At 38.8% G+C, this 23,441-nt stretch carries 25 protein-coding genes; 10 read left to right on the top strand and 15 right to left on the bottom strand.

Annotated features, from left to right (window positions below; all coding sequences use genetic code 11):
- Positions 1-137: 137 nt before the first annotated feature.
- Complete coding sequence (locus tag ACHUFV_RS21815; RefSeq protein ID WP_394237834.1) at positions 138-2,054, top strand: heavy metal translocating P-type ATPase; 1,917 nt, start codon at positions 138-140, stop codon at positions 2,052-2,054.
- 247 nt (positions 2,055-2,301) lie between these two features.
- Here ACHUFV_RS21815 and ACHUFV_RS21810 read toward each other — a convergent pair whose 3' ends face one another.
- From ACHUFV_RS21810 to ACHUFV_RS21800, 3 genes are all read right to left on the bottom strand, one after another.
- Positions 2,302-3,108 (bottom strand): YihY/virulence factor BrkB family protein, encoded by an 807-nt coding sequence (locus ACHUFV_RS21810; RefSeq protein WP_394237832.1) that lies wholly within the window; start codon positions 3,106-3,108, stop codon positions 2,302-2,304.
- A gap of 115 nt (positions 3,109-3,223) precedes the next feature.
- Complete coding sequence (locus ACHUFV_RS21805) at positions 3,224-3,574, bottom strand: YtxH domain-containing protein (RefSeq protein WP_394237831.1); 351 nt, start codon at positions 3,572-3,574, stop codon at positions 3,224-3,226.
- Positions 3,571-4,053 carry a low molecular weight protein-tyrosine-phosphatase gene (locus ACHUFV_RS21800; protein WP_394237829.1) on the bottom strand — a complete coding sequence of 161 codons (483 nt, stop codon included), beginning with the start codon at positions 4,051-4,053 and terminating at the stop codon, positions 3,571-3,573. Before ACHUFV_RS21800 ends, ACHUFV_RS21805 begins: the two co-directional genes overlap by 4 nt.
- 245 nt (positions 4,054-4,298) lie before the next feature.
- Between ACHUFV_RS21800 and ACHUFV_RS21795 the strand changes: the two genes are divergently transcribed.
- On the top strand, positions 4,299-4,523 hold the full coding sequence (locus ACHUFV_RS21795) for a DUF1128 domain-containing protein (protein WP_394237827.1): 225 nt from the start codon (positions 4,299-4,301) through the stop codon (positions 4,521-4,523).
- 52 nt (positions 4,524-4,575) lie between these two features.
- Here the strand turns inward: ACHUFV_RS21795 and map are convergent, their stop codons facing one another.
- Positions 4,576-5,331 carry a type I methionyl aminopeptidase gene (gene map, locus ACHUFV_RS21790; RefSeq protein ID WP_394237923.1) on the bottom strand — a complete coding sequence of 252 codons (756 nt, stop codon included), beginning with the start codon at positions 5,329-5,331 and terminating at the stop codon, positions 4,576-4,578.
- Between the two features lie 382 nt (positions 5,332-5,713).
- Between map and ACHUFV_RS21785 the strand changes: the two genes are divergently transcribed.
- Positions 5,714-6,037, top strand: coding sequence for a helix-turn-helix domain-containing protein (locus tag ACHUFV_RS21785; protein WP_394237825.1), 324 nt, complete (start codon positions 5,714-5,716; stop codon positions 6,035-6,037).
- Positions 6,038-6,248: 211 nt separating this feature from the next.
- Here the strand turns inward: ACHUFV_RS21785 and sinI are convergent, their stop codons facing one another.
- Positions 6,249-6,386 carry a DNA-binding anti-repressor SinI gene (gene sinI, locus ACHUFV_RS21780; protein WP_394237823.1) on the bottom strand — a complete coding sequence of 46 codons (138 nt, stop codon included), beginning with the start codon at positions 6,384-6,386 and terminating at the stop codon, positions 6,249-6,251.
- A 356-nt stretch (positions 6,387-6,742) separates the two neighbouring features.
- On the opposite strand from sinI, the gene ACHUFV_RS21775 reads away from it, so the two are divergent.
- Positions 6,743-7,072 carry a helix-turn-helix domain-containing protein gene (locus ACHUFV_RS21775; protein ID WP_394237821.1) on the top strand — a complete coding sequence of 110 codons (330 nt, stop codon included), beginning with the start codon at positions 6,743-6,745 and terminating at the stop codon, positions 7,070-7,072.
- Positions 7,073-7,105: 33 nt separating this feature from the next.
- On the opposite strand, the gene motB is transcribed toward ACHUFV_RS21775, so the two are convergent.
- Both motB and motA read right to left on the bottom strand, forming a co-directional pair.
- Positions 7,106-7,912 (bottom strand): flagellar motor protein MotB, encoded by an 807-nt coding sequence (gene motB / locus ACHUFV_RS21770; protein ID WP_394237819.1) that lies wholly within the window; start codon positions 7,910-7,912, stop codon positions 7,106-7,108.
- Entirely contained in the window at positions 7,899-8,696 is a 798-nt protein-coding gene (gene motA, locus ACHUFV_RS21765; protein ID WP_394237817.1) for a flagellar motor stator protein MotA, read from the bottom strand. The genes motB and motA overlap by 14 nt, the downstream gene beginning before the upstream one ends.
- Before the next feature lie 550 nt (positions 8,697-9,246).
- Here motA and ACHUFV_RS21760 point away from each other — a divergent pair.
- The gene (locus ACHUFV_RS21760; RefSeq protein ID WP_394237816.1) at positions 9,247-9,408 is read left to right on the top strand and encodes a hypothetical protein; all 162 of its coding nucleotides are present in this window, start codon (positions 9,247-9,249) and stop codon (positions 9,406-9,408) included.
- A gap of 85 nt (positions 9,409-9,493) precedes the next feature.
- Here the strand turns inward: ACHUFV_RS21760 and ACHUFV_RS21755 are convergent, their stop codons facing one another.
- Positions 9,494-11,683, bottom strand: a complete 2,190-nt coding sequence (locus tag ACHUFV_RS21755; protein WP_394237814.1) for a DNA topoisomerase III — start codon at positions 11,681-11,683, stop codon at positions 9,494-9,496.
- Positions 11,684-11,883: 200 nt separating this feature from the next.
- Between ACHUFV_RS21755 and ACHUFV_RS21750 the strand changes: the two genes are divergently transcribed.
- The 5 genes from ACHUFV_RS21750 to mscL all read left to right on the top strand — a co-directional run bounded on the left by ACHUFV_RS21750 (position 11,884) and on the right by mscL (position 16,878).
- Entirely contained in the window at positions 11,884-13,332 is a 1,449-nt protein-coding gene (locus tag ACHUFV_RS21750; protein ID WP_394237812.1) for an MFS transporter, read from the top strand.
- A gap of 42 nt (positions 13,333-13,374) precedes the next feature.
- Positions 13,375-14,571 carry a M20 family metallopeptidase gene (locus ACHUFV_RS21745; protein ID WP_394237810.1) on the top strand — a complete coding sequence of 399 codons (1,197 nt, stop codon included), beginning with the start codon at positions 13,375-13,377 and terminating at the stop codon, positions 14,569-14,571.
- 132 nt (positions 14,572-14,703) lie between these two features.
- Complete coding sequence (locus ACHUFV_RS21740; RefSeq protein WP_394237808.1) at positions 14,704-15,936, top strand: aminopeptidase; 1,233 nt, start codon at positions 14,704-14,706, stop codon at positions 15,934-15,936.
- 115 nt (positions 15,937-16,051) lie between these two features.
- On the top strand, positions 16,052-16,324 hold the full coding sequence (locus ACHUFV_RS21735) for an acylphosphatase (protein ID WP_394237806.1): 273 nt from the start codon (positions 16,052-16,054) through the stop codon (positions 16,322-16,324).
- Positions 16,325-16,467: 143 nt separating this feature from the next.
- Positions 16,468-16,878, top strand: coding sequence for a large conductance mechanosensitive channel protein MscL (gene mscL / locus ACHUFV_RS21730; protein WP_394237804.1), 411 nt, complete (start codon positions 16,468-16,470; stop codon positions 16,876-16,878).
- A gap of 57 nt (positions 16,879-16,935) precedes the next feature.
- Here mscL and ACHUFV_RS21725 read toward each other — a convergent pair whose 3' ends face one another.
- The 7 genes from ACHUFV_RS21725 to ACHUFV_RS21695 all read right to left on the bottom strand — a co-directional run bounded on the left by ACHUFV_RS21725 (position 16,936) and on the right by ACHUFV_RS21695 (position 23,233).
- Positions 16,936-17,463 (bottom strand): acyl-CoA thioesterase, encoded by a 528-nt coding sequence (locus ACHUFV_RS21725; RefSeq protein WP_394237802.1) that lies wholly within the window; start codon positions 17,461-17,463, stop codon positions 16,936-16,938.
- A 118-nt stretch (positions 17,464-17,581) separates the two neighbouring features.
- Positions 17,582-18,121: an RNA polymerase sigma factor gene (locus ACHUFV_RS21720; protein WP_394237800.1), complete on the bottom strand. Its 540-nt coding sequence runs from the start codon at positions 18,119-18,121 to the stop codon at positions 17,582-17,584.
- Between the two features lie 174 nt (positions 18,122-18,295).
- On the bottom strand, positions 18,296-19,633 hold the full coding sequence (locus ACHUFV_RS21715) for an oligosaccharide flippase family protein (RefSeq protein WP_394237798.1): 1,338 nt from the start codon (positions 19,631-19,633) through the stop codon (positions 18,296-18,298).
- 216 nt (positions 19,634-19,849) lie between these two features.
- Positions 19,850-20,545: an ABC transporter ATP-binding protein gene (locus tag ACHUFV_RS21710; RefSeq protein ID WP_394237796.1), complete on the bottom strand. Its 696-nt coding sequence runs from the start codon at positions 20,543-20,545 to the stop codon at positions 19,850-19,852.
- A complete protein-coding gene (locus tag ACHUFV_RS21705; RefSeq protein ID WP_394237794.1) occupies positions 20,542-21,354 on the bottom strand; it encodes an ABC transporter permease in 813 nt (270 codons plus the stop codon). Before ACHUFV_RS21705 ends, ACHUFV_RS21710 begins: the two co-directional genes overlap by 4 nt.
- 50 nt (positions 21,355-21,404) lie before the next feature.
- A complete protein-coding gene (locus ACHUFV_RS21700; RefSeq protein WP_394237792.1) occupies positions 21,405-21,974 on the bottom strand; it encodes a nitrous oxide reductase accessory protein NosL in 570 nt (189 codons plus the stop codon).
- Positions 21,953-23,233 carry a right-handed parallel beta-helix repeat-containing protein gene (locus ACHUFV_RS21695; protein WP_394237790.1) on the bottom strand — a complete coding sequence of 427 codons (1,281 nt, stop codon included), beginning with the start codon at positions 23,231-23,233 and terminating at the stop codon, positions 21,953-21,955. The genes ACHUFV_RS21700 and ACHUFV_RS21695 overlap by 22 nt, the downstream gene beginning before the upstream one ends.
- Between the last annotated feature and the right edge of the window lie 208 nt (positions 23,234-23,441).

The raw sequence follows: 23,441 nt of genomic DNA, 5'->3' as shown, positions 1-23,441 counted from the left end.
TAAAAAAAGGTTCTTTTTTGCTGTCACCGGCTTGGTGGCAGCTTTCGTGTTTTTTAGGGGTATTGATTCTGATTCTTCTTCTCAATTAAAAAGTTTTTAGTATGTAAATAGGTAAAAAGAAAAAAGGGGGAAATAAAATGGAAACGAAGGCCCAGGTCCTAGAAAGACAAGAGAATATTTCACATGAAAGTCTTTGGGAGAAGGCAAAAATTAATTGGGAATTGATTGCAGCCATTGTATGTGGATTTTTCATATTACTTGGCTGGATTCTTGATAGAAATGGATATGAAACACTTCCAGTAGTATTATATATCGTTGCTTTTATCATCGGGGGGTTTGCAAAGGCAAAGGAAGGAATAGAAGCTACTATTGAGAATAAGGAGCTCAATGTAGAGATGCTGATGATTTTGGCGGCAATTGGATCTGCTGTTATCGGCTATTGGACTGAAGGTGCTATTTTAATTTTTATTTTTGCCTTAAGCGGTGCATTAGAGACTTACACAATGAACAAAAGCCATAAGGAAATATCTTCTTTAATGGAGCTCCAGCCCGAGGAAGCATTGCGGGTAACAAATGGAGTGGAAGAACGGGTCAATGTAGCTGAATTAGTAATAGGGGATCACATTTTAATCAAGCCAGGAGAACGGGTCCCCTCTGACGGAAAAATATTGATGGGATTTACGACAATCGATGAAGCGGCTATTACAGGTGAATCAATTCCAGTTTCAAAACAAAGTCAGGATCATGTATTTGCCGGAACAGTAAACTTAAACGGCTCTATTACGGTAGAAATTACAAAACCAGCAAATGATACCTTATTCCAAAAAATCATCGATCTAGTACAATCAGCACAAAGTGAAAAATCTCCTTCCCAGCTTTTTATTGAGCGCTTTGAAGGGAATTACGTAAAAATCGTTCTTGCGACAGTAGTAGTGATGATGTTTCTTCCTCATTTCTTGCTCGGCTGGAGCTGGAATGAAACCTTTTATCGTGCAATGGTATTGCTTGTAGTCGCTTCACCGTGTGCGCTTGTTTCCTCTATTATGCCAGCAACGTTATCAGCGATATCAAACGGGGCCAGACATGGAATCCTTTTTAAGGGAGGAATCCATTTAGAAAATTTAAATCATATTAAGGCAATTGCCTTTGATAAAACGGGAACGCTGACAAAAGGCAAACCAGAAGTAACAGACGTGGTAGTCAATGATGGACTGGATGAAAAAGAGGTATTATTGATTGCGGCTTCCATTGAAAGTCATTCCAATCATCCCCTTGCAAGCTCCATTGTGAAATATGCAAAGGAGTCACTGACAGAAGAACTTATTCACCCTAACGGGATTGAGGATGTACCAGGCTGGGGAGTTAAGGCCGTCATTCACGATGAGGAGTGGAGAATCGGCCGAGCAGGATTTGTTGAAGATATTGGTCAATCCGCTGAGCAAACGAAGAAAAAATTGGAATCAGAAGGAAAAACCATTGTCTTTGTCCAAAGAGGTAACCAGCTTGCAGCCATGATTGCATTAAAGGATATTGTCCGTGAAGAAACAAAGGAAGCATTAAAACGTTTAAAGGCTCAAGGGATTTATACGATTATGTTAACCGGTGACAGTTCAAGTACTGCTCAGGCCATTTCTGCAGAATGCCATGTCGATGAATACATTGCAGAATGTCTGCCGGAAAATAAAGTCGAGCATGTCAAAGCATTAAAAGAGAAATACGGCAATGTCGCTATGGTTGGCGATGGAATAAATGACGCTCCAGCCCTTGCTACAGCAAATGTTGGTATTGCGATGGGCGGCGGAACCGATGTTGCTCTTGAAACAGCTGACATTGTGCTTATGAAAAATGATTTACCGCGAATTTCGGAAGCAATCAGCCTTTCGCAAAGAATGAACAAAATTGTAAAACAAAATGTGATTTTCTCAATCAGTGTCATCATGCTGTTAATTTCATCTAATTTCTTACAGGCTGTCGATTTACCGCTAGGTGTGATTGGTCATGAGGGTAGTACTATCTTAGTTATCTTAAACGGTTTACGATTATTAAGGTCATAGGAAAATGGAACTTGAAAAGGTCTGGAAGCTCCAGACCTTTTTTTGTTGTTAATGGTATCCGTTTGAACCATTAGCTGAGCTGGATGATTTTTTACTTGATGGATTTTTACTTTTTTGCTGCTTAGTACCGCCATCTTTTTTTGTATGTTTAGTCATGGTTATTCCTCCTGAAATTTAATGGGTAATAAGACGTCCCTGTTATATTTTTAACAGCAATAGAGGAATTAACGTAGGTAATTAGAGGAAGTTAACAATCCTTTATACGATTGCTGAAAAAGGCATTTACCTCCCCACCGACAATAATAATAATTCCCGAGATATAAAACCAAACCATTAACACAATAATAGCTCCAATACTGCCATAGGTAGCTGAGTAATTACCGAAGTTACTAACATAAAACGAAAAGGCAAATGATGTGATAATCCAGCCGATTGTAGCAAACGCAGCCCCGGGAATTGCGCTTCGGCAAGCAAACTTCTTACTTGGCGCAAGCCAATAGAGGCCAATAAAGATGACAAAAATAATCAGAGAGCTAACGAGCCAGCGCAATGCATTCCAGACAGTAATAAATTGAGCTGACAACTCAAACTGCGCGAAAAGAAACGACCCTATATGCTTCCCAAACACCGGAAGAATAAGTGCCACGACGATAACTAAAATCATGGCAAAGGTTAATATAATCGACATTAGCCTCGTCCTGAGGAAGGACCGCCCTTCCTTAACTCCATAGGCCCTGTTAAATGACTTGACAATGGCGTTAATTCCATTAGATGCAGACCATATCGTTCCAATCACCCCAAAAGATAATAAGGCACCGTTTTTTTGTGACACTTGATCTAGATTGGTTTCGATTAATTCCATCGTCCCACTTGGTGCAAAATCTCGAAACAGATTGAGCAGGTCTTCTTGGGTAATGGGTAAGTAAGGAAATAGGGTCATTAAAAAAATAAGAAGCGGAAATAAGGAAAGCAGAAAAAAATACGATAGTTGTGCCGCAATGTCAAAAACATCATCATCAAAAAGGTTTCTCCATAAATGCTTTACCAATGCCATTTTTCTTTCACATGCCCCCTTCCCGTATAAGTGTAAAATCATTATCTTTCATTAGACTGCTAATCTTTGATGAAAAATATTTATTGTTAATCAAAAATCAAAGGGAAAGATGGTATTATACCTCTCTTTCCCTTTCTGAAACATGCTGCTCTTGATCCACAAACGCCTCTTTCGTGTCCATTACTACATCAACCACCTGCGGAGTTATCTCTCTAAGCTCTTCAATTTTCTCAGCTATAAAGGTTACTTCTTCCCCAACCTCCTCAATGGTTGACCGTATTTTCCCGGTAGATTCTTTTACATATTCAACTACTTCTCCGGGGTGCTTCACATAATGATTCACTTTTCCTGTCACCTTTTGACAGCCCTCAAGCACCGAAATTCTTGTTGTGCGATCAAATAGACTTATTACTCCGCCAGCAACTGCACCAATGATGATACCTTTCCAAAACTTCGAGCTGCTCATTTGATTACCCCCTTTTCCTGTAAGTCTTTTTTCATTTCCAGTAAGAGATTCTCTGCGCCTTCTTTTACAAGTTCATATACTTCCTCGAAATTACCGCTGTAATATGGATCAGGAACGTCCAACTCTTGTCTGCCTTCTACAAAATCAAGAAGACGTTTTACTTTGACATGTGACGGCAGGCTGCCTAGCTTTTTAATATTCTTTATATTCTCTGAATCCATCCCAATAATATAATCAAAGCTCAAATCAGCATTGGTTATTTGCCTTGCTTTTAATCCTTCGTCAGATATTTGATATTTCTTAAGAATCTCTCTCGTACCTTGATGCGGAGGGTTACCAATATGCCAATTACCTGTTCCGGCAGAGTCAATTTTGATTTTATCCTCCAGTCCTTCCTTTTTAACAAGATCACGGAATATCGCTTCTGCCATCGGAGATCTGCAGATATTTCCAAGACAAACAAATATAACACGTATCATATTATCATTTCCTCCATTTTCCTTATGGGCTTTTATTCTTTACTTTACCATAATAGACATGGTGAACATATTTTGGAATTGAATTATGTATTTCCAACATTATTATCTTATTGACATTTTAAAATGAACATGGAAAGATGAAAAGAAAGATTATCATTGTTGTTGCATTCCCTGTCTACCGGCAGCACGCAGTGTCTGCACTCATAGATTCTGTACAGCAAAGATAAAATGAGAGGATGAAAACCATGAACTTAGCTGAAAAATCTGTTAAAAATGTAGAGTATATGATCGAGAAGATAAAAGAAAAATTAAATGTATTAAATTTTGGCGCGATTAAACCATCTCATTTTGATGAGAATATGTATGAGGAGCTAAAGGAAATCTATGAATTAGTCATGAAGAAAAACTCCTTTAGTCCAAATGAAATGCAAGCGATTGTTGAGGAACTTGGCAGCTTAAGAAAGCAATAACTATATAAAGTACTCATCCATAAGCTTTTAACTTATGGATGAGCATCTTACCTCAAGCTTCGTCCTGATCTGTTATAATGATTGGACCATTTTTTGTAATGGCAATTGTATGCTCATACTGTGCAGAATTCTTACCATCCTCTGTTCTTGATGTCCATCCGTTATTATCCATTTTCATTCTAAAGGTTCCAACATTGACCATAGGCTCAATCGTAAATACCATTCCTTCTTTAATTCGAGGACCTTTTCCCGGCAGCCCATAATGAGGAACATCTGGTTTCTCATGAATGGCATTCCCAATTCCATGACCGATAAAATCACGAACGACAGAAAAACCTTCTCCTTCTACATATGTTTGAATGGCATGTCCAATATCCCCGATTCGATTTCCAACCTTTGCTTGTTCAATCCCGATATAAAGTGCTTTTTTCGTTACATCTAACAGTCTTTGATCCTCATCAGATACCTGACCAACCGCATAGGACCATGCTGAATCCGCCAAAGCACCATTGTAGTTCACAACCATATCGATTGTCACAATATCTCCTGTTTTTAAAGGCTCTTTTCTAGGAAACCCATGGCAAATTTCATCATTTATACTGGCGCATGTAGCATATTGGTATCCCCGATACCCTTTTTGTTCAGGCGTTGCACCCTGTTTTTTTAAATATTTATCTACAAATTCCTCAATTTCCCATGTTGTAATTCCTGGCTTAATCATTTTTGCCAACTGCTTATGTACAGAGGCAAGAATTTCACCAGCCTTTTTCATTTTTTCAATTTCCCTCTCTGATTTTAAAATAATCATTTGTACAGCCTCTCTTCCATTCGATAAACTACTCATTATTCTACATTCATTGTAGTAATTTTCAAGGTGTCTTGCAAAATCTAAAGTATTCTTACAAAATAGGTTAACGATCCAAATAGTTAGAAAACCAATATTCACAATACATTATTCTATCCAAGTAAAAAAACTTCTAAATTTGGACTACTAATTCGCTTTAAAATGTGGCAAAATGTGAATAAATAGATAAAAAACAAATCATTAAATTGTATATCATGTTCTTAATATGGAACCTCTTTTCAATTTATGTTATTATCCTAAAATATACTTACCCTTCGTATTAAAGCGCTTTATTAACATGTAAAATGCGTTGATGCTTGATAATAAACTAAAGTGAGTGAATTGAATGATTGGTGATCGTGTAAAAAAACTTCGTCAGGAAAAAAAAATATCATTATCGGAACTCGCTCTCAAAGCAGGAGTAGCAAAGTCCTACTTAAGTTCGCTTGAAAGGAATCTACAAACGAATCCATCTATCCAATTTTTAGAAAAGATTTCAGCTGTGCTGGGAGTTCCTGTAGACAGTCTAATCCTTGAGAGCCCTAACAAAGATGAATTGGACTCAGAATGGATGAAGCTTGTTCAGGAGGCGATGGAATCAGGTGTATCAAAGGAACAGTTCCGTGATTTTCTTGAATTCAGCAAATGGAGAGAAACACAAAAGAAATAAACTTGGATTGACTTTACTTTAAGTAAATATTAAATATAGAAGGACCTTGGATATTAAGTAGAAACTCCTGCATTGTTCTTCCATTTTTTGCCTTTAAGAACATGAAGGAGTTTAATTCACTTGATGGAATAAACGACAAAAAAAGCATTTCTCTGTCGAGAAACACTTAAATTGTATAATGTAATCCTACGGACGACGGAGTACTATTAAACTATAGCTGTTTACTACGAACTTGATCATGTAAAAATTTTCTAATTTCTTCAACTTCAATGCCTAGTTTTTTTGCCTCTTCTATTAGTTTAATCCACTCGATGTCGTAATCTATGCTCCGTTCCTTCCCCTCACTCACATTAATATCCTCCCAAATCACTGTAATAGCATGATTCCTTCAATATGTTAGACCTATTACTATCTACTCTTTTAACTGGATTTCTCTCCTAATTTGCTTATGATTTTTATATTTTAACCTATTACTGCATTGAATACTGTCGCATTTTGTCACTCACAGCCAATTTTATTCCTAATTTTACAAAAAATCAATATATTCAAATGTTACTTACTTCTTTACTCCTACTCAAGTTTCATATTATGAAGCATAGTCCCTATGTATGATTTTTCAAAATGTGCTTTTTATTGAACTACTTGTTCTTTATAATGTATTTGAATGCTCTTTCATTTTTTTATTGATTTAGGAGAAAAAAATACATGATGCAAAATAGAATTAAGCAATTAAGAAAATTAAGAGGATATTCTATTAATGAACTTTCAAATAAAGCCGGTATTTCAAAATCATACTTAAGCTATATCGAAAGAGGAATTCAAAAAAACCCTTCTCTGCATATTATCTCTAAACTAGCTAGCACATTAGGCACAACGGTGGAGGATTTGCTTGAAGAGAATCCACATCCAGAAATAGGTGTGAATCATTTGGATGATGAATGGATTAAACTGTTTACAGAAGCCATCAATCATGGCATAACAAAAAAGGATTTCTCGCTTTACTTAGAATTCATCAAATTTACAAAACTTCATTAGAAAAAAAGAGAGGAAAAGTCCCCTCTCTTGCATTTATTGAAACGTATCATCGCTTCTTGGCAGAATTAAGATTTCAACCCGCCTATTTTGGGCTCTGCCTTCAGCAGTATCATTTGCGGCAATGGGCTGAAACTCTCCATACCCTTTTGCACTAAATAACTCTGGGTTCAAATTTACATTTTGCAGCATAAGCTTCATAAAGTTAACAGCCCTCATGACACTTAGCTCCCAATTGGAATCAAAGCGTGCATTTTTGATTGGAACATTGTCTGTATGCCCGCTAACTATAACGCTTCTTGGCACGTCCATTTCCAATAGCTTTGAAATTTCATTGGCGATATCGATATTTTCTGATCGAACCTCTGCAACTCCAGAGTCGAACAGTACATTATCCCTGATTCTCACGGATAATCCTTCAACAGTTAGTGAAGTATCTAATTGCTCACCTAATCCATTTTCTTCAATATAAGAATTGACTCGACCTTGTATTTCTTCCAGCCTCTCATGTTCGGCCTTTTGCTCTTCTGTTTGTTCAGGTGGTACTTCTTCCTTAATCTGGCCTTGTTCATCTCCCTCATTTTGTTCTTTGTCTTTTTTGTTCGATGAACTGCTAGTTCCCCCTGGAACAGGATTAGGATATTGGAAAAAGCCTGTTCCACCTGACATTAGTTCATTACTAAATGCGTTTGATAAGGAGTAAAACTTTTGCATATCTACTGAGCTGCCTGCAAAAAGAACAATGAATAGGGCTACAAGCAAGGTTAACAAATCCGAATATGGCAGCAGCCATGATTCATTAATATGCTCTTCACCTTTTTTCTTTTTTCTACGCTTGCTCATTATTTGTCACACTGCCTTCAAGAAATTTTTTTCTTTCACCTGCAGGAAGATAGGAGGCTAGCTTTTGTTCTATAATTCTTGGTGCTTCTCCCTCTAGAATCGATAATATCCCTTCAATCATCATATACTTTTGCTGTGACTCTATTTTAGATTTTCGTCTCAATTTATTTGAAAATGGATGCCACAATACATAACCGGTAAAAATCCCGAGCATGGTAGCAATAAAAGCTGCAGCAATGGCATGACCAAGCGCTTCAGTATCATCCATATTCCCAAGTGCTGCAATCAATCCAATTACGGCTCCTAACACCCCTAGTGTCGGAGCGTAAGTACCTGCCTGCGAGAAAATTAAAGCGCCAGACTCATGTCTTTCCTCCATCGCTTCTATTTCTTCTGTCAGCACATCACGAATATAATCAGCTGATTGACCATCAACAGCCAGCGATAATCCATTCTTCAGAAAGGGATCCTCCACTTCACTTATCTTTACCTCAAGTGCGAGCAGCCCTTCCTTTCTTGCCAGCTGGGCTAAATCAGAGAATGATTTAATTAAATCAGTGTAATTGACTGACTTTTTCTCTGTAAATAGAATTCCAAATAACTTCGGGACTCTTTTTAGCTCTGACATTGGAAATGCCACTGTAACAGATGCAATGGTACCTGCAATGATAATCAGGAATGCAGCTGGATTGGCTAAGGCAGATATAGCTACCCCCTTCATAACCATCCCAACCCCGATTGCAATAATCCCCAATAGAATTCCAATTAATGTAGCTAAATCCATCTATATCACCTATCTTATTCAATTCTCGTTATTATTTATTTCGACATTATTTAGACTTTCTTTAGTCTTTTACATACAATGCAAAAAAAATAATGCTCCTGGGGTAAGAGCATCATCTTAGGGTTGTTTTCTATTCAACTATTAATTAGGGGAGGGGCTCAAACATTTGTCATGTGAATGTTTGAACAATTTTATTATATGACTCTTTTTTATAAAAATCTATGGATATTTTGTGAATGATTTCACAGGAAAAACCCTCACAGGCTGCCCTTTTATTACATATAAATCAAGACAAAAAAAAGAAATGCTCCCTGGGGAAGAGCATCATCTTAGGGTGTCCTCTATTTAACTATTAATTAGGGGAGGGGTCAAACATAGATCATGTGAATGTTTGAACAAGTTTATTATATGACTCTTTTCCATAAAAATCTATGGATATTTTGTGAATGATTTCACACGTTTTCTGTAATCTTTTTTCCTCGCTTTTCATTGGAATAAATATTGTTACACCAACAAAAACTATTCAAGAACTAGAAAGGGGTGTGCAAGAATGGGTCGTGGCAAAAGTTTTGATCACAAAAAGAAAAATCATCCTGGAAAATTCCCAGAACATTTGGTAGAAAGACATACAACTGAAGCTCAGGAGGATGAAGAGCTTATTGTTACTCAGGAAGCCTTTAAAAACCGAGTAGATCCCGAAGAAATGGAATAACAAAATTACTTGAAATCATACATTAAAAAAAGAGGGAGAGTCCTGTACTGCTGCATAGCAATGCGAGACTCTCCTTTTTTATGACTTAATCAAATTTCAACCCTTTTAATGCCTCAGCTAGAGCATTATTTAAAGGTTCTTCATCCTTATTTTGGTTTTTCAAATACTTTTGTACAGTCCGTTTATCTACTTTACCACGGGATTCCTTTTTTCGTCGTGCTTCGAAAGCAGATAGTTTTTCACGATATCCGCATTTACATGCAAAGATTTGACCTTCCCCTTCACCACGCAGCTCTAGTTTTTTATGGCATTGTGGACAGCGTGCGTTTGTAACACGGGAGACATTTTTCCGATGCCCGCATTCACGGTCTTGACAGACAAGCATTTTTCCCTTTTTACCGTTTACCTCAAGCATTGGTTTTCCACAATCCGGACAGCTTTTCGTTGAGATATTGTCGTGCTTATATTTTTTGCTGCTTGCTTTAATTTCAGCAACGATTTCTTTCGTATATTTTTTCATTTCACCGATAAAGACATCTTTTTTCAACTTGCCATGTGAAATTTGATCAAGCTTTTGTTCCCATTCAGCTGTTAAAGCGGGTGATTTCAGTTCCTCTGGTACTAAATCCAATAATTGACGTCCTTTAGATGTAAGATGAATGTCTTTGCCACGCTTTTCAATTAAAAACGAATTGAACAGCTTTTCGATAATATCTGCACGTGTCGCAACAGTTCCAAGTCCACCTGTGGATTTTAATGTGTCGGCAAGCTGCTTGCTTTTCGTCTCCATATACTTTACAGGGTTTTCCATTGCTGAAAGTAGTGTAGCTTCATTAAAGCGTGCCGGCGGCTTTGTCTGCCCTGATGTTTGCACGATCATTTTTATCTTTAATTCATCCCCTTTTTCTATCTGGGGTAAAATCTGCTCCTTCAAATCATCTGCTGCATCTTCATCTTCAAAGCGATTTTCATATACCTCTTTCCAGCCGATCGATAAAATCGTTTTTCCTTTAGCAACAAAATTTTCATCGCCTATTTTTGCACGCAGCGTTAGTTGCTCGTATTCAAAAGCCGGGAATAACACTGCTAAAAAGCGTTTAATTACTAGGTCATAAATTTTACGTTCCTTATCAGTGAAAGCTCCGTAGTTCACGTATTCCTCAGTAGGAATGATCGCATGGTGATCCGATACCTTGCTGTCATCAACAAACGATTTTGCCGCTTTGATTGGCTTTTTTAAGATTTTACTTGTTAATGAACGATATTCTCCAATTCCACATGCTTTCAAACGCTCTGGAAGCGTTGGAACAATATCTGACGAAAGATAGCGTGAGTCTGTTCGTGGATAGGTTAGTACTTTATGATGTTCATACAGCTTCTGCATTATATTGAGCGTCTCTTTAGCAGAGTAGCCAAATAGTTTATTGGCATCACGCTGTAATTCTGTTAAATCATAAAGACCCGGCGCAAACGTCTTCTTCGGCTTTTTCTCTACCTCCGTGACCATGGCATTTTTTTTACCCAACCTGTTCACAATACCATCTAGCTTGTCTTTATCAAAGCTGCGGCTGTTCCCTTTTGCATCCTGCCACGTTAGCTTTAAGGTGTCTATGGTTTGGGCTTCAATTCCATAATAGGTTTGTGCCTTGAAGTTTTTGATCTCATCCTCTCGTGCTGCAATCATTGCAACAGTTGGAGTTTGTACACGCCCGCAGTTCAGCTGCGCATTGAACCTTGTTGTTAAGGCCCGTGTGGCATTAAGCCCAATATACCAGTCTGCTTCAGAACGTGCGACAGCTGAAGCATATAAATTGTCATATGCTTTCCCCGGCTTCAAATGAGCAAAACCGTCTTTAATCGCCTTATCCGTAACAGAAGATATCCATAGACGTTTCATTGGTTTATTGACTTTTACCTTATCAATAATCCACCGAGCGACAAGTTCTCCTTCCCTGCCGGCATCAGTTGCCACGACAATTTCACTGACATCCTTTCGAATTAGCTGACTTTTCACTGCATTGAATTGTTTTCCAGTCTGCTTAATAACGGTCAACTTCATGCGTTCAGGCAGCATCGGCAGATCTTCTAAATTCCATGTTTTATATTTCACATCATAGCTTTCCGGGTCAGCAAGTGTGACTAAATGTCCCAGCGCCCACGTAACGATATATTTATTACCTTCGAGGTATCCATTTCCTTTTTTATTACAATTCAGCACACGTGCAATATCTCGTGCGACAGAAGGTTTTTCAGCAATTACAACACTTTTTGCCATTTATATTAATCATCCTTTCGATTTTCCATAACTTACAGTATAACATACGTCAGTAATAGATTCAGTTACTCCAATGATTACAAGGAATAACCGGTTAGGTTTATTCAAACACTTTCACTAGGCTGTTGATACGCATTATCTACTAGTAGCATCGATATTTACACACTTTTAAATAATTATCCAATACATGGAGGCTAACGATGGAAACAACAGGTTATAAAGGCACAAATAAAATGATTACCGGAATTGTATTTGGAGTTATCACGTTTTGGCTCTTCGCCCAAGCGATGGTAAACGTTGTTCCTGCAGTTCAGAAAGATTTAGGCATTTCACTTGGCACCTTAAACATTGCCATTAGTTTAACCGCCTTATTCTCAGGAATGTTTATCGTTGCTGCTGGAGGGTTAGCCGATAAAATTGGGAGAAAAAAAATGACCTATATCGGGTTAATCCTAAGCGTTATCGGTTCACTATGCCTTGTATTGACACAGGGAGCAGTGCTCTTGATCATCGGCCGCGTTATTCAAGGACTTTCAGCAGCATGTATTATGCCAGCAACTATTGCCCTAATGAAGGCTTATTTTGAAGGTGCTGAACGGCAGCGTGCACTTAGTTTCTGGTCCATTGGCTCATGGGGTGGATCAGGTGTTGCCTCTTTCGCAGGCGGTGCAATCGCTACTTATATGGGATGGAAGTGGATTTTCATCTTTTCCATTATCTTCTCCTTACTTGGTATGTGGTTGATTAAAGATACTCCGGAAAGTAAGGGCGAATCTTCTGGTGCTTTTAGATTCGATTACGCGGGTTTAGTTATATTTATCATCACGATGCTCGCATTAAATATTTTTATCAATTATGGTGCAGATTTGGGCTGGACAAGCCTGATTACAATTGTCCTGGCGGTTGTGACAATTATTGGAGCAATTGTTTTCTTCAAAGTGGAAAAAAGTAAAGAAATTGTTCTTATCGACTTTTCTTTATTTAAAAATAAACCTTATTCTGGTGCCACTTTCTCTAACTTTTTATTAAATGCAATTGCAGGTACTCTAGTTGTCGCAAACACGTATGTTCAAGTTGGCAGAGGATTTAATGCCTTTCAATCCGGGATGTTATCGTTAGGTTACTTAGTTGCCGTGTTAGCAATGATTCGTGTCGGAGAGAAAATTTTACAAAGAGCAGGCGCGAAAAAGCCAATGATTTGGGGAGCACTTATCACAACAGTTGGTGTGGCCCTTATGGGATTAACCTTCTTACCAGACTTTTCCTATACAGTTGTGGTTTTTATTGGCTTTGCCTTATTTGGTCTTGGACTTGGAATTTATGCAACCCCATCTACAGATACTTCCGTATCAAATGCACCTTCAAATAAAGTTGGGGAAGCAGCTGGCATATACAAAATGGCGAGTTCACTCGGCGGTGCATTCGGGGTTGCCATTTCAGCTACGGTTTATAGTTCAATTTCTGCCGTTGGAAGCCTCGAAACGGCTGCAACAGCAGGGATAATTACGAATGTAATATTTGGTATTCTCTCTATACTTTCCATTATTATGATGGTTCCAAACGATGCAGGGAAAACAAAAACAAAAGAAGCACCAATACAACGACGTACTACCCCGACCAGTCAACGAGAGCCTGAACCAAGTCATTAGAAATAGTCTGTAATCTGTAATATAAAAAAGGGGTGCCAATTGATGTTATTGGAAGAATTAATGAAAAAAATTGATAAAAAAAAGGATCGCATCATTGAAATTCGCCGCTATCTTCATGAACATCCTGAGCTATCCTTTCATGAAGAACAAACGGCAAAGTATATTGCCGATTTCTATAAAGAGGTCCCAGTAGATTCTGTAGAGACAAATTTCGGCGGAGAGCGTGGCATCGTTGTAACCATAAAAGGCTCAAAACCTGGAAAAACAATTGCGATACGTGCTGATTTTGACGCATTACCAATTAAAGAAGAAACCGGACTTCCTTTTGCCTCTAAAAATGAAGGCGTTATGCATGCTTGTGGTCATGATGGCCATACCGCCTACATGCTGGTTTTAGCTGAGACATTAGCAGAGTGTAAGGATCAATTAAAAGGGACGGTTCGCGTGATACATCAGCCAGCAGAGGAAACCCCTCCAGGCGGGGCAATCGGGATGATTAAAGCAGGTGTCCTCGATGGCGTTGATGCTATCATTGGGATTCATGTCATGAGCAATATGAAAACAGGTCATATTTATTACAGAAGTGGAAACACGCAAACAGGAAGATCCTATTTTAAATTAGTTGTTCAAGGTAAAGGCGGGCATGGCTCATCGCCCCATCTTGCAAATGATGCTATTGTGGCTGCCAGCTCCTTTGTCATGAATTTACAAACCATCGTCAGCCGGCGTATTAACCCATTTGATACAGCATCGATTACAATTGGAAATTTTGACGGAAGAGGTTCCTTCAATGTAATCAAGGATTCCGTTACCATTGAAGGAGATGTTCGAACGATGTCTCCCGAGACTCGTGAAATCGTAGAAAAGGAAGTCCGTGCGTTTTCGGAAGGATTAGAAAAATCATATGGTGTAAAATCTATATTTGAATACCACAATGACTATCCTGTCCTCTATAATGATCCTGACGTAACGGAACATGTACGACAAGCACTCGAACAAGCGGCCATACCTGAAGTCGAGGCTGTACTAGAAACACCGCCGCAGCCTCCTTCTGAAGATTTTGCTTACTATCTTCAAAAGGTACCTGGATGTTTCTTCTATGTCGGTGCCATTCCTGAATCAGGTGAAGCGTACCCTCATCATCATCCAAAATTTGATATCAACGAGAAAAGCCTTATCATTAGTGCGAAAGCAATGGCAGCTGTAGTAGCTTCTTACTCTGATGACAAAGAAGCCTAAGAGACTATATAGACTGATCGGTTTCACCGCTCAGTCTATTTTTGCTAATTATCAGCCTTCTTATTTTATTTTATCAATTAGAAAAGCTACAATGAAGGTAATTCGTATTTTTTAATAAAGGAGCTGAATGATATGAGTGAATTCCAACGAAAATTAGAAAAGTATGCAGAGCTGGCTGTTAAGGTTGGGGTCAATATCCAAAAAGGGCAGACACTTGTGGTTAATGCAAATTTAGATTCGAGAGAGTTTGTTCGATTAATTGTTAAAACGGCCTATGAAATCGGGGCAAAAGATGTCATTGTCAATTGGAGCGATGATGTTGTATCGAGATTAAAATATGACATGGCACCTGATGAAGCCTTCATCGAATATCCGGAGTTTCGAGCAAAAGAGCAGACAGCACTTGCTGAGAGCGGGGCAGCCTTCATGTCGATCCTATCTTCCAGTCCTGCATTATTAAAGGGAGTAAATCCGGAAAGAATTGCAAATTACCAAAAAGCAGCCGGAACGGCTCTTCAGCAATACCGCAAATATGTCCAATCAGATAAGATCAGCTGGACAGTCATTGCTGCACCTTCTCAAGGCTGGGCTGATATGGTATTCCCGGATGAACCAGAGAAAACTCGAGTGGAAAAGCTGTGGGATACAATCTTTCGTACGGTTCGGGTTGATGCTGAAGATCCTGTTGCTGCCTGGAAGCTACATGATGAAACATTACATACAAAGGTAGACTATTTAAATGCCAAAAAATACAAAAAGCTGCACTATACAGCTCCTGGTACAGATCTAACGATTGAGCTTCCTGAAAAGCATATCTGGTGCGGTGCCGGAAGCATAAATGAAAAAGGCTATGAATTTATGGCAAATATGCCGACGGAAGAAGTATTTACTGTTCCATTCAAAACCGGTGTCAATGGTACTGTTTCAAGTACAAAACCATTAAGCTACGGTGGAAATATTATTGATGAATTTCAGCTGACCTTCGAGAACGGGAAAATTATTGATGTAAAAGCAAAAGAAGGCGAGGATATATTAAAGCAGCTTGTCGCAACTGATGAAGGCTCCCATTATTTAGGGGAAGTGGCGCTCGTGCCATATCACTCACCTATTTCACAATCGAATATTCTCTTTTTCAATACATTATTTGATGAAAATGCTTCTAACCATCTTGCTATCGGCAGTGCTTATGCTTTTTGTATTGAAGGCGGAAAAACTATGTCGCAGGCGGAGCTTCAAGAGAATGGGTTAAATCATAGCATCACACATGTTGATTTTATGATTGGATCAGAACAGATGAACATCGATGGCATTACAGCTAACGGGGAAGCTGAACCTGTATTTAGAAACGGTAACTGGGCTTTTTAATGATTCTTACGAAATTACCCTTATCAATAGTAAAAAAACAGTTTGTATATTGCATCACATGTCGATTTATGGGAGGATATGAGTAAGAGTGTAAAAGTTAACCGGAGGGGTAAGAATGATCCAGTTGCATATTATTGTATCTGGGAAAGTACAGGGCGTAGGCTATCGTTACTTTTCACAAATGAAAGCTGTCCAATATGGGGTAACAGGTTGGGCAAAAAACTTAGCAGACAATTCAGTTGAGATTGTGGCTGTAGGGAGTAAAGACCAGCTAGATCCTTTTGTAGAGGAACTTCGTATTGGCAACCCCTTCTCGAAAATCAGTGACATGGAAATTACAGAAAGTGAAGTAACCGAACAATTCAATTCCTTTACAATTAAATACTAACTGGAAATATACAGATTTTATAAACGATCCAGAGTAATAGAAGATTTATAGGATGCCTGTGATATCTATTGGAATTTTTCATACATATCACAGGCCTTTTTAATTAATGATAAGAAAAGCTTAGAATAAGGAGATGCAAACGAATGTGGTCTGAATTTAAAAAATTTGCTTTAAAGGGGAATGTACTAGATTTAGCAGTTGGGGTTATCATCGGTGGTGCCTTCGGAAAAATTGTCTCCTCCCTTGTCAACGATTTAATTATGCCGCTTGTTGGTATTTTGCTAGGCGGAATAGATTTCTCGAAGCAAGAATATACCTTCTTTGATGCTACTATTAAATATGGTGCATTTTTACAGACAGTGGTTGACTTTTTCATTATTGCACTTTCAATTTTCTTATTTATCCGCTTTTTGAGCCGCTTTAAGAAGAAGGAAGAGATTGCTGAAGCTGCTCCTGTTGTTGACAAAACAGAAGTGCTTTTGGCTGAAATTCGTGATTTGTTAAAAGAAAATCAAGCTGTCATTTCTCGTAAGTCTGAGGGGAACAACGATTAAAAAAAGACCATAAAGGAGGCTCTAACATTTCCTCCCTTAGTGGTCTTTTTGCTATATTCAGCTTAAGCTGCTTGTCCATGGAAAGCTTGTACCGAATTTTTTTGCCCGTTCTTCACTGTCTTTTCTGCGTTTCTTACGGATTTCAAGCCTTTCCTTCGCTGTTTCATGTAAATGTTTTTCTTCTTCCGACTGTGGAATGACTTGCGGTATCGCTGTTGGTCTCCCATCCTCATCCAACGCAACAAACGTTAAAAATGAAACGGCGCATACATGTCGTTCACCGGTGACGATATTTTCAGACACAACCTTTACAAATACCTCCATCGAACTACGGCCTGTGTAAGTAACAAACGCTTCTAAGCAAACTGAATTTCCTTCATGTATGGGATGAAGAAAGTCAACTGAATCACTCGATGCGGTTACCGCAGGCTTTCGGGCATGTCGCATAGCAGCTATCGCTGCGATATCATCAATATAGGCCATCAGTTTTCCACCGAACATTGTTCCATGGATGTTTGTATCAGGAGGAGATACCAGACTTGTCTTTACTGCTAACGATTCCCGACAAAATTTACTATTTTCCATATTCGTACTCCTTTATGGTTCGTATATATTTACTATCAATCATACCAAACTTTAGCGCTTTACAAAATATGGGGATTTACCTATAAAAAATACCACCTATCACAGAGGATAGATGGTATTAAATTAATGTAATAACTTTACTGCGCAGCTGCTCTTTTGCACGTTTCATTCTAGTCTTCACAGTTGCAATAGGCAGTCTTGTATAGTCACTTATCTCAGCAAGTGACTGCCCTCTGAAGTAAAACAAAAGCAACGGCTCACGATATCGCTCAGGCAGCTCACGAATCGCTTTTACAAGCTCGTCTTTTGTGTTTTTACGGAGTAGTTTTTCTTCAGGAACAGGAGACTCTTGAAACTCATGCTTCCAATACAAATGAACCTTGTTCTCCCAAAAGGCTCTAGCCGTCGATTCCTTCCTCCAGTAATCACGGCATTTATTCATGGCAATTTTCCATAACCAGCTCTTTACCTTGGCTTTGTCCTGTAATGATGAAAGACCAAGATATGCCGCAAGCAATACCTCTTGATAAAGATCCTCTGCTAACTCCCTATGTCCAACTATTGAGTAAAGATATTTAAAAATACTTAATCCATAGTCTCGAACCATTTCCTCAAAATCAAATTCTCTAACAGAATTGACAGCAGGTTGTGTAAGCATTGGATTTACATTTCGCCTCCTAATTAGAATTTCATTCATCTTTATATCTTACTTTGCGTACATAGGTGCTTGCACTGAAGGCAAGATATATTGAATTAATCCTATCCTCACTAATTAGACGAAATAATCATGTTTCCTCCCTCTAGAAAAAATAAATTTTTCCTCCAACTGAAATTAGCTTCGAGAGGATTTTATTCGATTAAGTGGAAGCATAAAAATGGACACACCGATTTTTTTACAGACAGCAACATAATGCAGCAGCATTAACAGGATAGCCTCAGCATTGATGCCAATGATGACACCATCCATTTGGAAGCCTGGCTTTGAACCAAGAAAATAAATAACCGTAAATGCTGTTATGGTTGCCCAAACCGCATGCAGGAAAGCTTCCTTCATTAATCCGAGACCTATTAAGTAAGCCTGAAGCGGCATAATAAAAAAACGAAAAAGAAAGCATGGCCACAACAGCTGCAAATAGCGCGCTGCACCAGTAGAGTGGAAAAATGTACTTGTTAATGGCTCAGCTAGAAAATAGCATACGAGGACTGCAGGTATTCCATAGGCAAAGGTCCACATCATGACCTGCTTTAACAGCCTTTGCAAATAGACGGTATTTCTTTCAGCGTTCGCTTTTGAAATCGTTGGAATCAGCATAATCATTAAAGAATGCGAGATAAAGGTAGGAAAGGAACCAATGACCATCGCAATCCCTGCAACCATCCCAAACTGCTCTGTAGCCAAGTCCTTGCTGACACCGGCATAAAAGAGCGCCCCTGTTATTAAGAAAGGCTCCAACGCAGAGGTAAAGGCATGAAAAACCCTTAACGCCGTTGTCGGAACGGATACTTCCATTAGATTTTTCATTACTACTTTACTATGCAGCCTTTTTGAGGGCTGCTTTTTCATATAATTATACTGAATCATGAACACATGGAACAGATATAAAAAGACAACAAGATCACTGCCGACAAGGGTACAAAAGGCAATAAGTACCGCGGCACTGATTTCAAAATCAAATAAATAGAATAAATAAACCAGCAGGAGAAGCTGAACTAATTTCCGTAGAAAGTTCGCAACAGCAATCTTAGCCATATCTGACTTTCCCATAAAATATCCCCTAGCAATGGAGGTGAACGACACAATTGGAATGAGGATTAGAACCAGCCATCTAAAAATGGGGTGATATTGGTCAAATGCAGGAATGAATGGAAGAACGATTGACACCACTACCATTAGGACAGCGGTCATGATGATGGTCCATCTTAGGACATGGCTTAACATACTATGATGTATTCTATTATCTCGTTCAGCAATAAACTTTGAAATCGAGACAGGCATTTCAAAGCTTGCGAGAAGAACAATTAAAAATACGGTTGGCAGGATAGCCATATACATACCGAGCCCTTTTTCTCCAAGCTCCCTAGCCAATACCATATTAATAATAAATTCCACAACTTCCCCGACACAGGCTGCAGCAATTAGTAAAAGGGTTCCTTTAAAAAATGAATTCATTTCGCCTCTCCTTTATTCCGAATCCAATATATGGAGTATCCTATATCTGGTTCATCGTGACTCCTAAGTTCAAACGACTATTCCTTACAGCATATGAGACAAGTTGTCAGGATATTAATCAGAAAAACCTTGGTGAGGAAAAATTATTTATCACATAAAAAGATGACCCTTATAGAGAAATGGAACCTCTACACGAGTCAACCTAGTGTTCTTCTTTCATATACGCTGAAGCTTGATCAGCTCCATGACTACTTCTTCTTTAGACGAAAGCTCCGTCAACTGATCCATCACATTACCAGCCTTCATAAGCAGGATTCGATCAGCTGTCTCTACTGCAACATCCATCATATGTGTCGAGAAAATAACGATGGAACCACTGTTTTTAATTTCTTTAATCTGCTGGACAAAAACGTTTACCCAATAAGGATCAAGGCCGTTTGTCGGCTCATCCAAGAGTATTAATGCAGGCTTTGCAAGCCAGGCCTGACCAAACAGCAGGCGCTGCCGCATCCCTTTTGATAGTCTCGTAATTCGAACATTACGCTGCTCCTGTAATCCAATTAACACAAGCATTTCCTCTACTCGCGACAAATCGATTTTTCGGAGCGAAGCATAGAACAAAAGAAATTCCTTAACAGTCATTGAAGGGTCAGCCTGAAAGTCATCCGGCATATAGCCGATTTGTTCAACATATGGCTTACGGTTATGCTGCAGACAGCAATCATTTAACAAAACAGACCCGCTTGATGGCCGCAATACCCCTGCAATGATTGAAAGCAGCGTACTTTTTCCAGCACCGTTTCCACCGCATAACACAAGACATTCACCCTCTTCAATTACCAGGGATAACGGCTCTAGAACCTGTTTTGTTTTATACTTTTTCGATATATTCTGTAACTCAAGCTGATTCATGATCCTTTACTCCTTTCCAGACGCCATGATGAAAGGAAAAGCAGAACGCCCGAGAATAATACTAGGTAAATAGCAAGAATAAGAACAGCCATATCCTTTCTCAAAAAGGTGACAAGCTTATCGTAGGCTTGTCCGAATACGGAGCCGCCATCCATTTGAACAACAAAAACAACACGAAGCAATTCAGCTGGGTTCACCCATAATAACCCTTGTAAAAGTGGTGAAATCATCGGATATGGCACAAGATTCAGCACGCTAATCAACGCTGTTGGCCAAATCATAATCATGACAAACCAAATAGCCACTGCACCCGCAAGTGCCTGCCATCTGCCTTTTGAAAAAGAGCCTAGAACAATACCAATCACTAAAAATACAGCAAGTAAAAGAAGTGCAAATACATAGACTGCCATTATCCATTTCAGCTCAATGTTAATTTGAAAAATAAGCGCCAGTGATAGACTAATACCGAAGCTTAATGTAAATAGTATTGACTGTGCGAATAACTGACCAAACAGCTTGCCGGTAAGAAAGGACAATGAGGAGATAGGATAGGTCGTTAACAGCCTCCACTGACCATTTTCCCTTTCGGCAGCAACCGCGAATGAACCAATTATCAGCATAAAGAGCGGCAGCAAATAGAGCAGTAAATTAACTGCTGCACCTGTAATATTCGTATAGCTGGTTATTGCCGGAGAGCTTTTGACAAGCATAAAGATTAACAGCAGCACAAATGTCCAAAGTAAGAGAAATACATATGAAGTCTTTTGACGCAGCGTTATTCTCCATTCAAATCTCCCTATTGTCCACATATCATAACCCTCATTTCACAAGCAGAGTCCAAAACCTTTTTCATCGTTATCTATTCATCCTTATTATGGGTGGAATCCATTGCCCCCTCTTCATGCGAATGCTCCCTGGCTCCAGAGCCCATTTCCTCTTTTATTTTCATCATCATGCTATTATTCACTTCCCATTGATGATCATAGAGCTTCGAGCTTGCGATTACATCTGCATCCATCCTGGCAGCAAAATCCTTTGCTTTTTGTTCATCTGAGAAGGAAATGACATTATAAGCCATTGGTGTTTTGATCTCCTGATCATAGACATATATTGCATTTTCTAGAAGGATCCATTCCTTTGATTCATAATCACGGACAAATTGAGCCGCAACATTTTCTGCCTTGTTTTCTCTTGTCCATTTGACCATGCAGCCGATATCATCAAACGTATAGGTCTTTCCATTCTCAAGCGTTAATTGAGTGGCAAATTGATCGTCTACAACAGACATATGGCACTGTACACATTTATCGTTTTTTTCATCAATCGCTCTAGGTTTGATTTCCTTTAACCCACAGCCTGTGATGAAGAGTAAGAGTAAACTTGCAATACTAAAAAATAAAAATTTCTTCACAATGCCTTCCTCCCCCATACGAAATAAACTAAACTACCAAATATCATTGCTAAACTTACCAGCCACAATGGATATGGCGAATGAGACACTCTTTCAATTTCTTTAGCAGCTGTCATTCTTGGCGTATCATCTCTTAATAGTGCCTCTTCGTGACTTTTCAGCAATTTTTGCAGCACAAGCATTCCAGGTGCATGAAAGAATAATTGAAATTCAGGTGTAGAATTCGTTATGGTTAAGAAATATGGGTCTGATGTGTAGGGAATGATGCTTGTTCCATTTCCTGCTGTATCAAGCTTTAGGGAGGAGTCCCAGTAATTCCCTTGTATCTGGTTATCCTGACTGTTAATCGCCTGTGAATCATATACATTTCCAATCATGCTGTTATCCCTTATCACATTTTCATGGAACTCCCGTAATTGCATTCCGATAAAATTTTGTGTGACTACATTATTTTCAATCAGATTTTGATTAGAGGTATCTAGGAATAAGCCAACCCGATTATTACTTATAATGTTATGGCTAATTTTTGCCTTGTACGTATCGTATAATAGGAGTCCCTGAGCGTTAACGTTTTCATTATTTTCTAGCAGCTGATTATTTTCTACCACTGTATCCCTTGTACTCATAATCATAGCGCCGGTGGTATTCTCACTAGAATGATTCCCCTTCAATTCTGTCCCGTTTGAGAACATAAGATGGTACCCATAACGGGCATGTGTAACCTTATTATCAATCAACCTGTTGTCATGACTGTCTTCAAGATAAATTCCATCATAGACATGATCAATAACAGTATTGGTGATGAGATTATCCGAGGATTTCCAAAGATCAATCCCATTTTCCTTGCCCTCCCCACTAATTTCCAGATTAGAAATAGTAGTAGAATGTGCTTCATTTAATTTAATTCCAAATTGACTAGCTGTTATCATAATATTTTCTAGAGTGTGATTCACCCCTTTAACAGAAATGGCCGCCGTACCTTCAGCTTTACTGCAGCTAACCACTTGCAAATTTTTAATCGTAACCTTTGCCCCTATAATAGTCATAACGGGTTCATCCGAGCATTGTGTGATAATGGTACCATCTGAACCTTCTATTGTTATCGGCTTTGTTATCAACAGTGATTCTTTGTAAACACCGGAATCCAGCACAAGCTTTCCACCGCTGGGTAATTCATCAATTTGCTTCTGCAGGCTTTCCGCAGCTTCCGCAGACAATGGTACAGAAAGGGCAGCAAACACAAGCATTCCAAAAAACAAGAGGTTCCATCTCGTCACTAGCGCCATCCCCTTAAGTAGTGATCAAATTCGTTCCATCGAATTTCCATTAAACTGTTAACCATGATAAATGTATCAACCACTTGTGTGAAAATTGTGAAATATGTATGCAGATTTATCAAAAAATAGAAAGCGAAGGCGCTGGTGCCAGACTAATACAAAAAAACAGTGCCTGACACCGGAAAAAGACAATGGTCCTTTTAGGGTG

This window comes from Niallia oryzisoli (genome assembly GCF_043641075.1).
GTDB lineage: Bacteria > Bacillota > Bacilli > Bacillales > Cytobacillaceae > Bacillus_BD > Bacillus_BD oryzisoli_A.
This window is presented reverse-complemented; position numbering and strand designations above follow the sequence as displayed.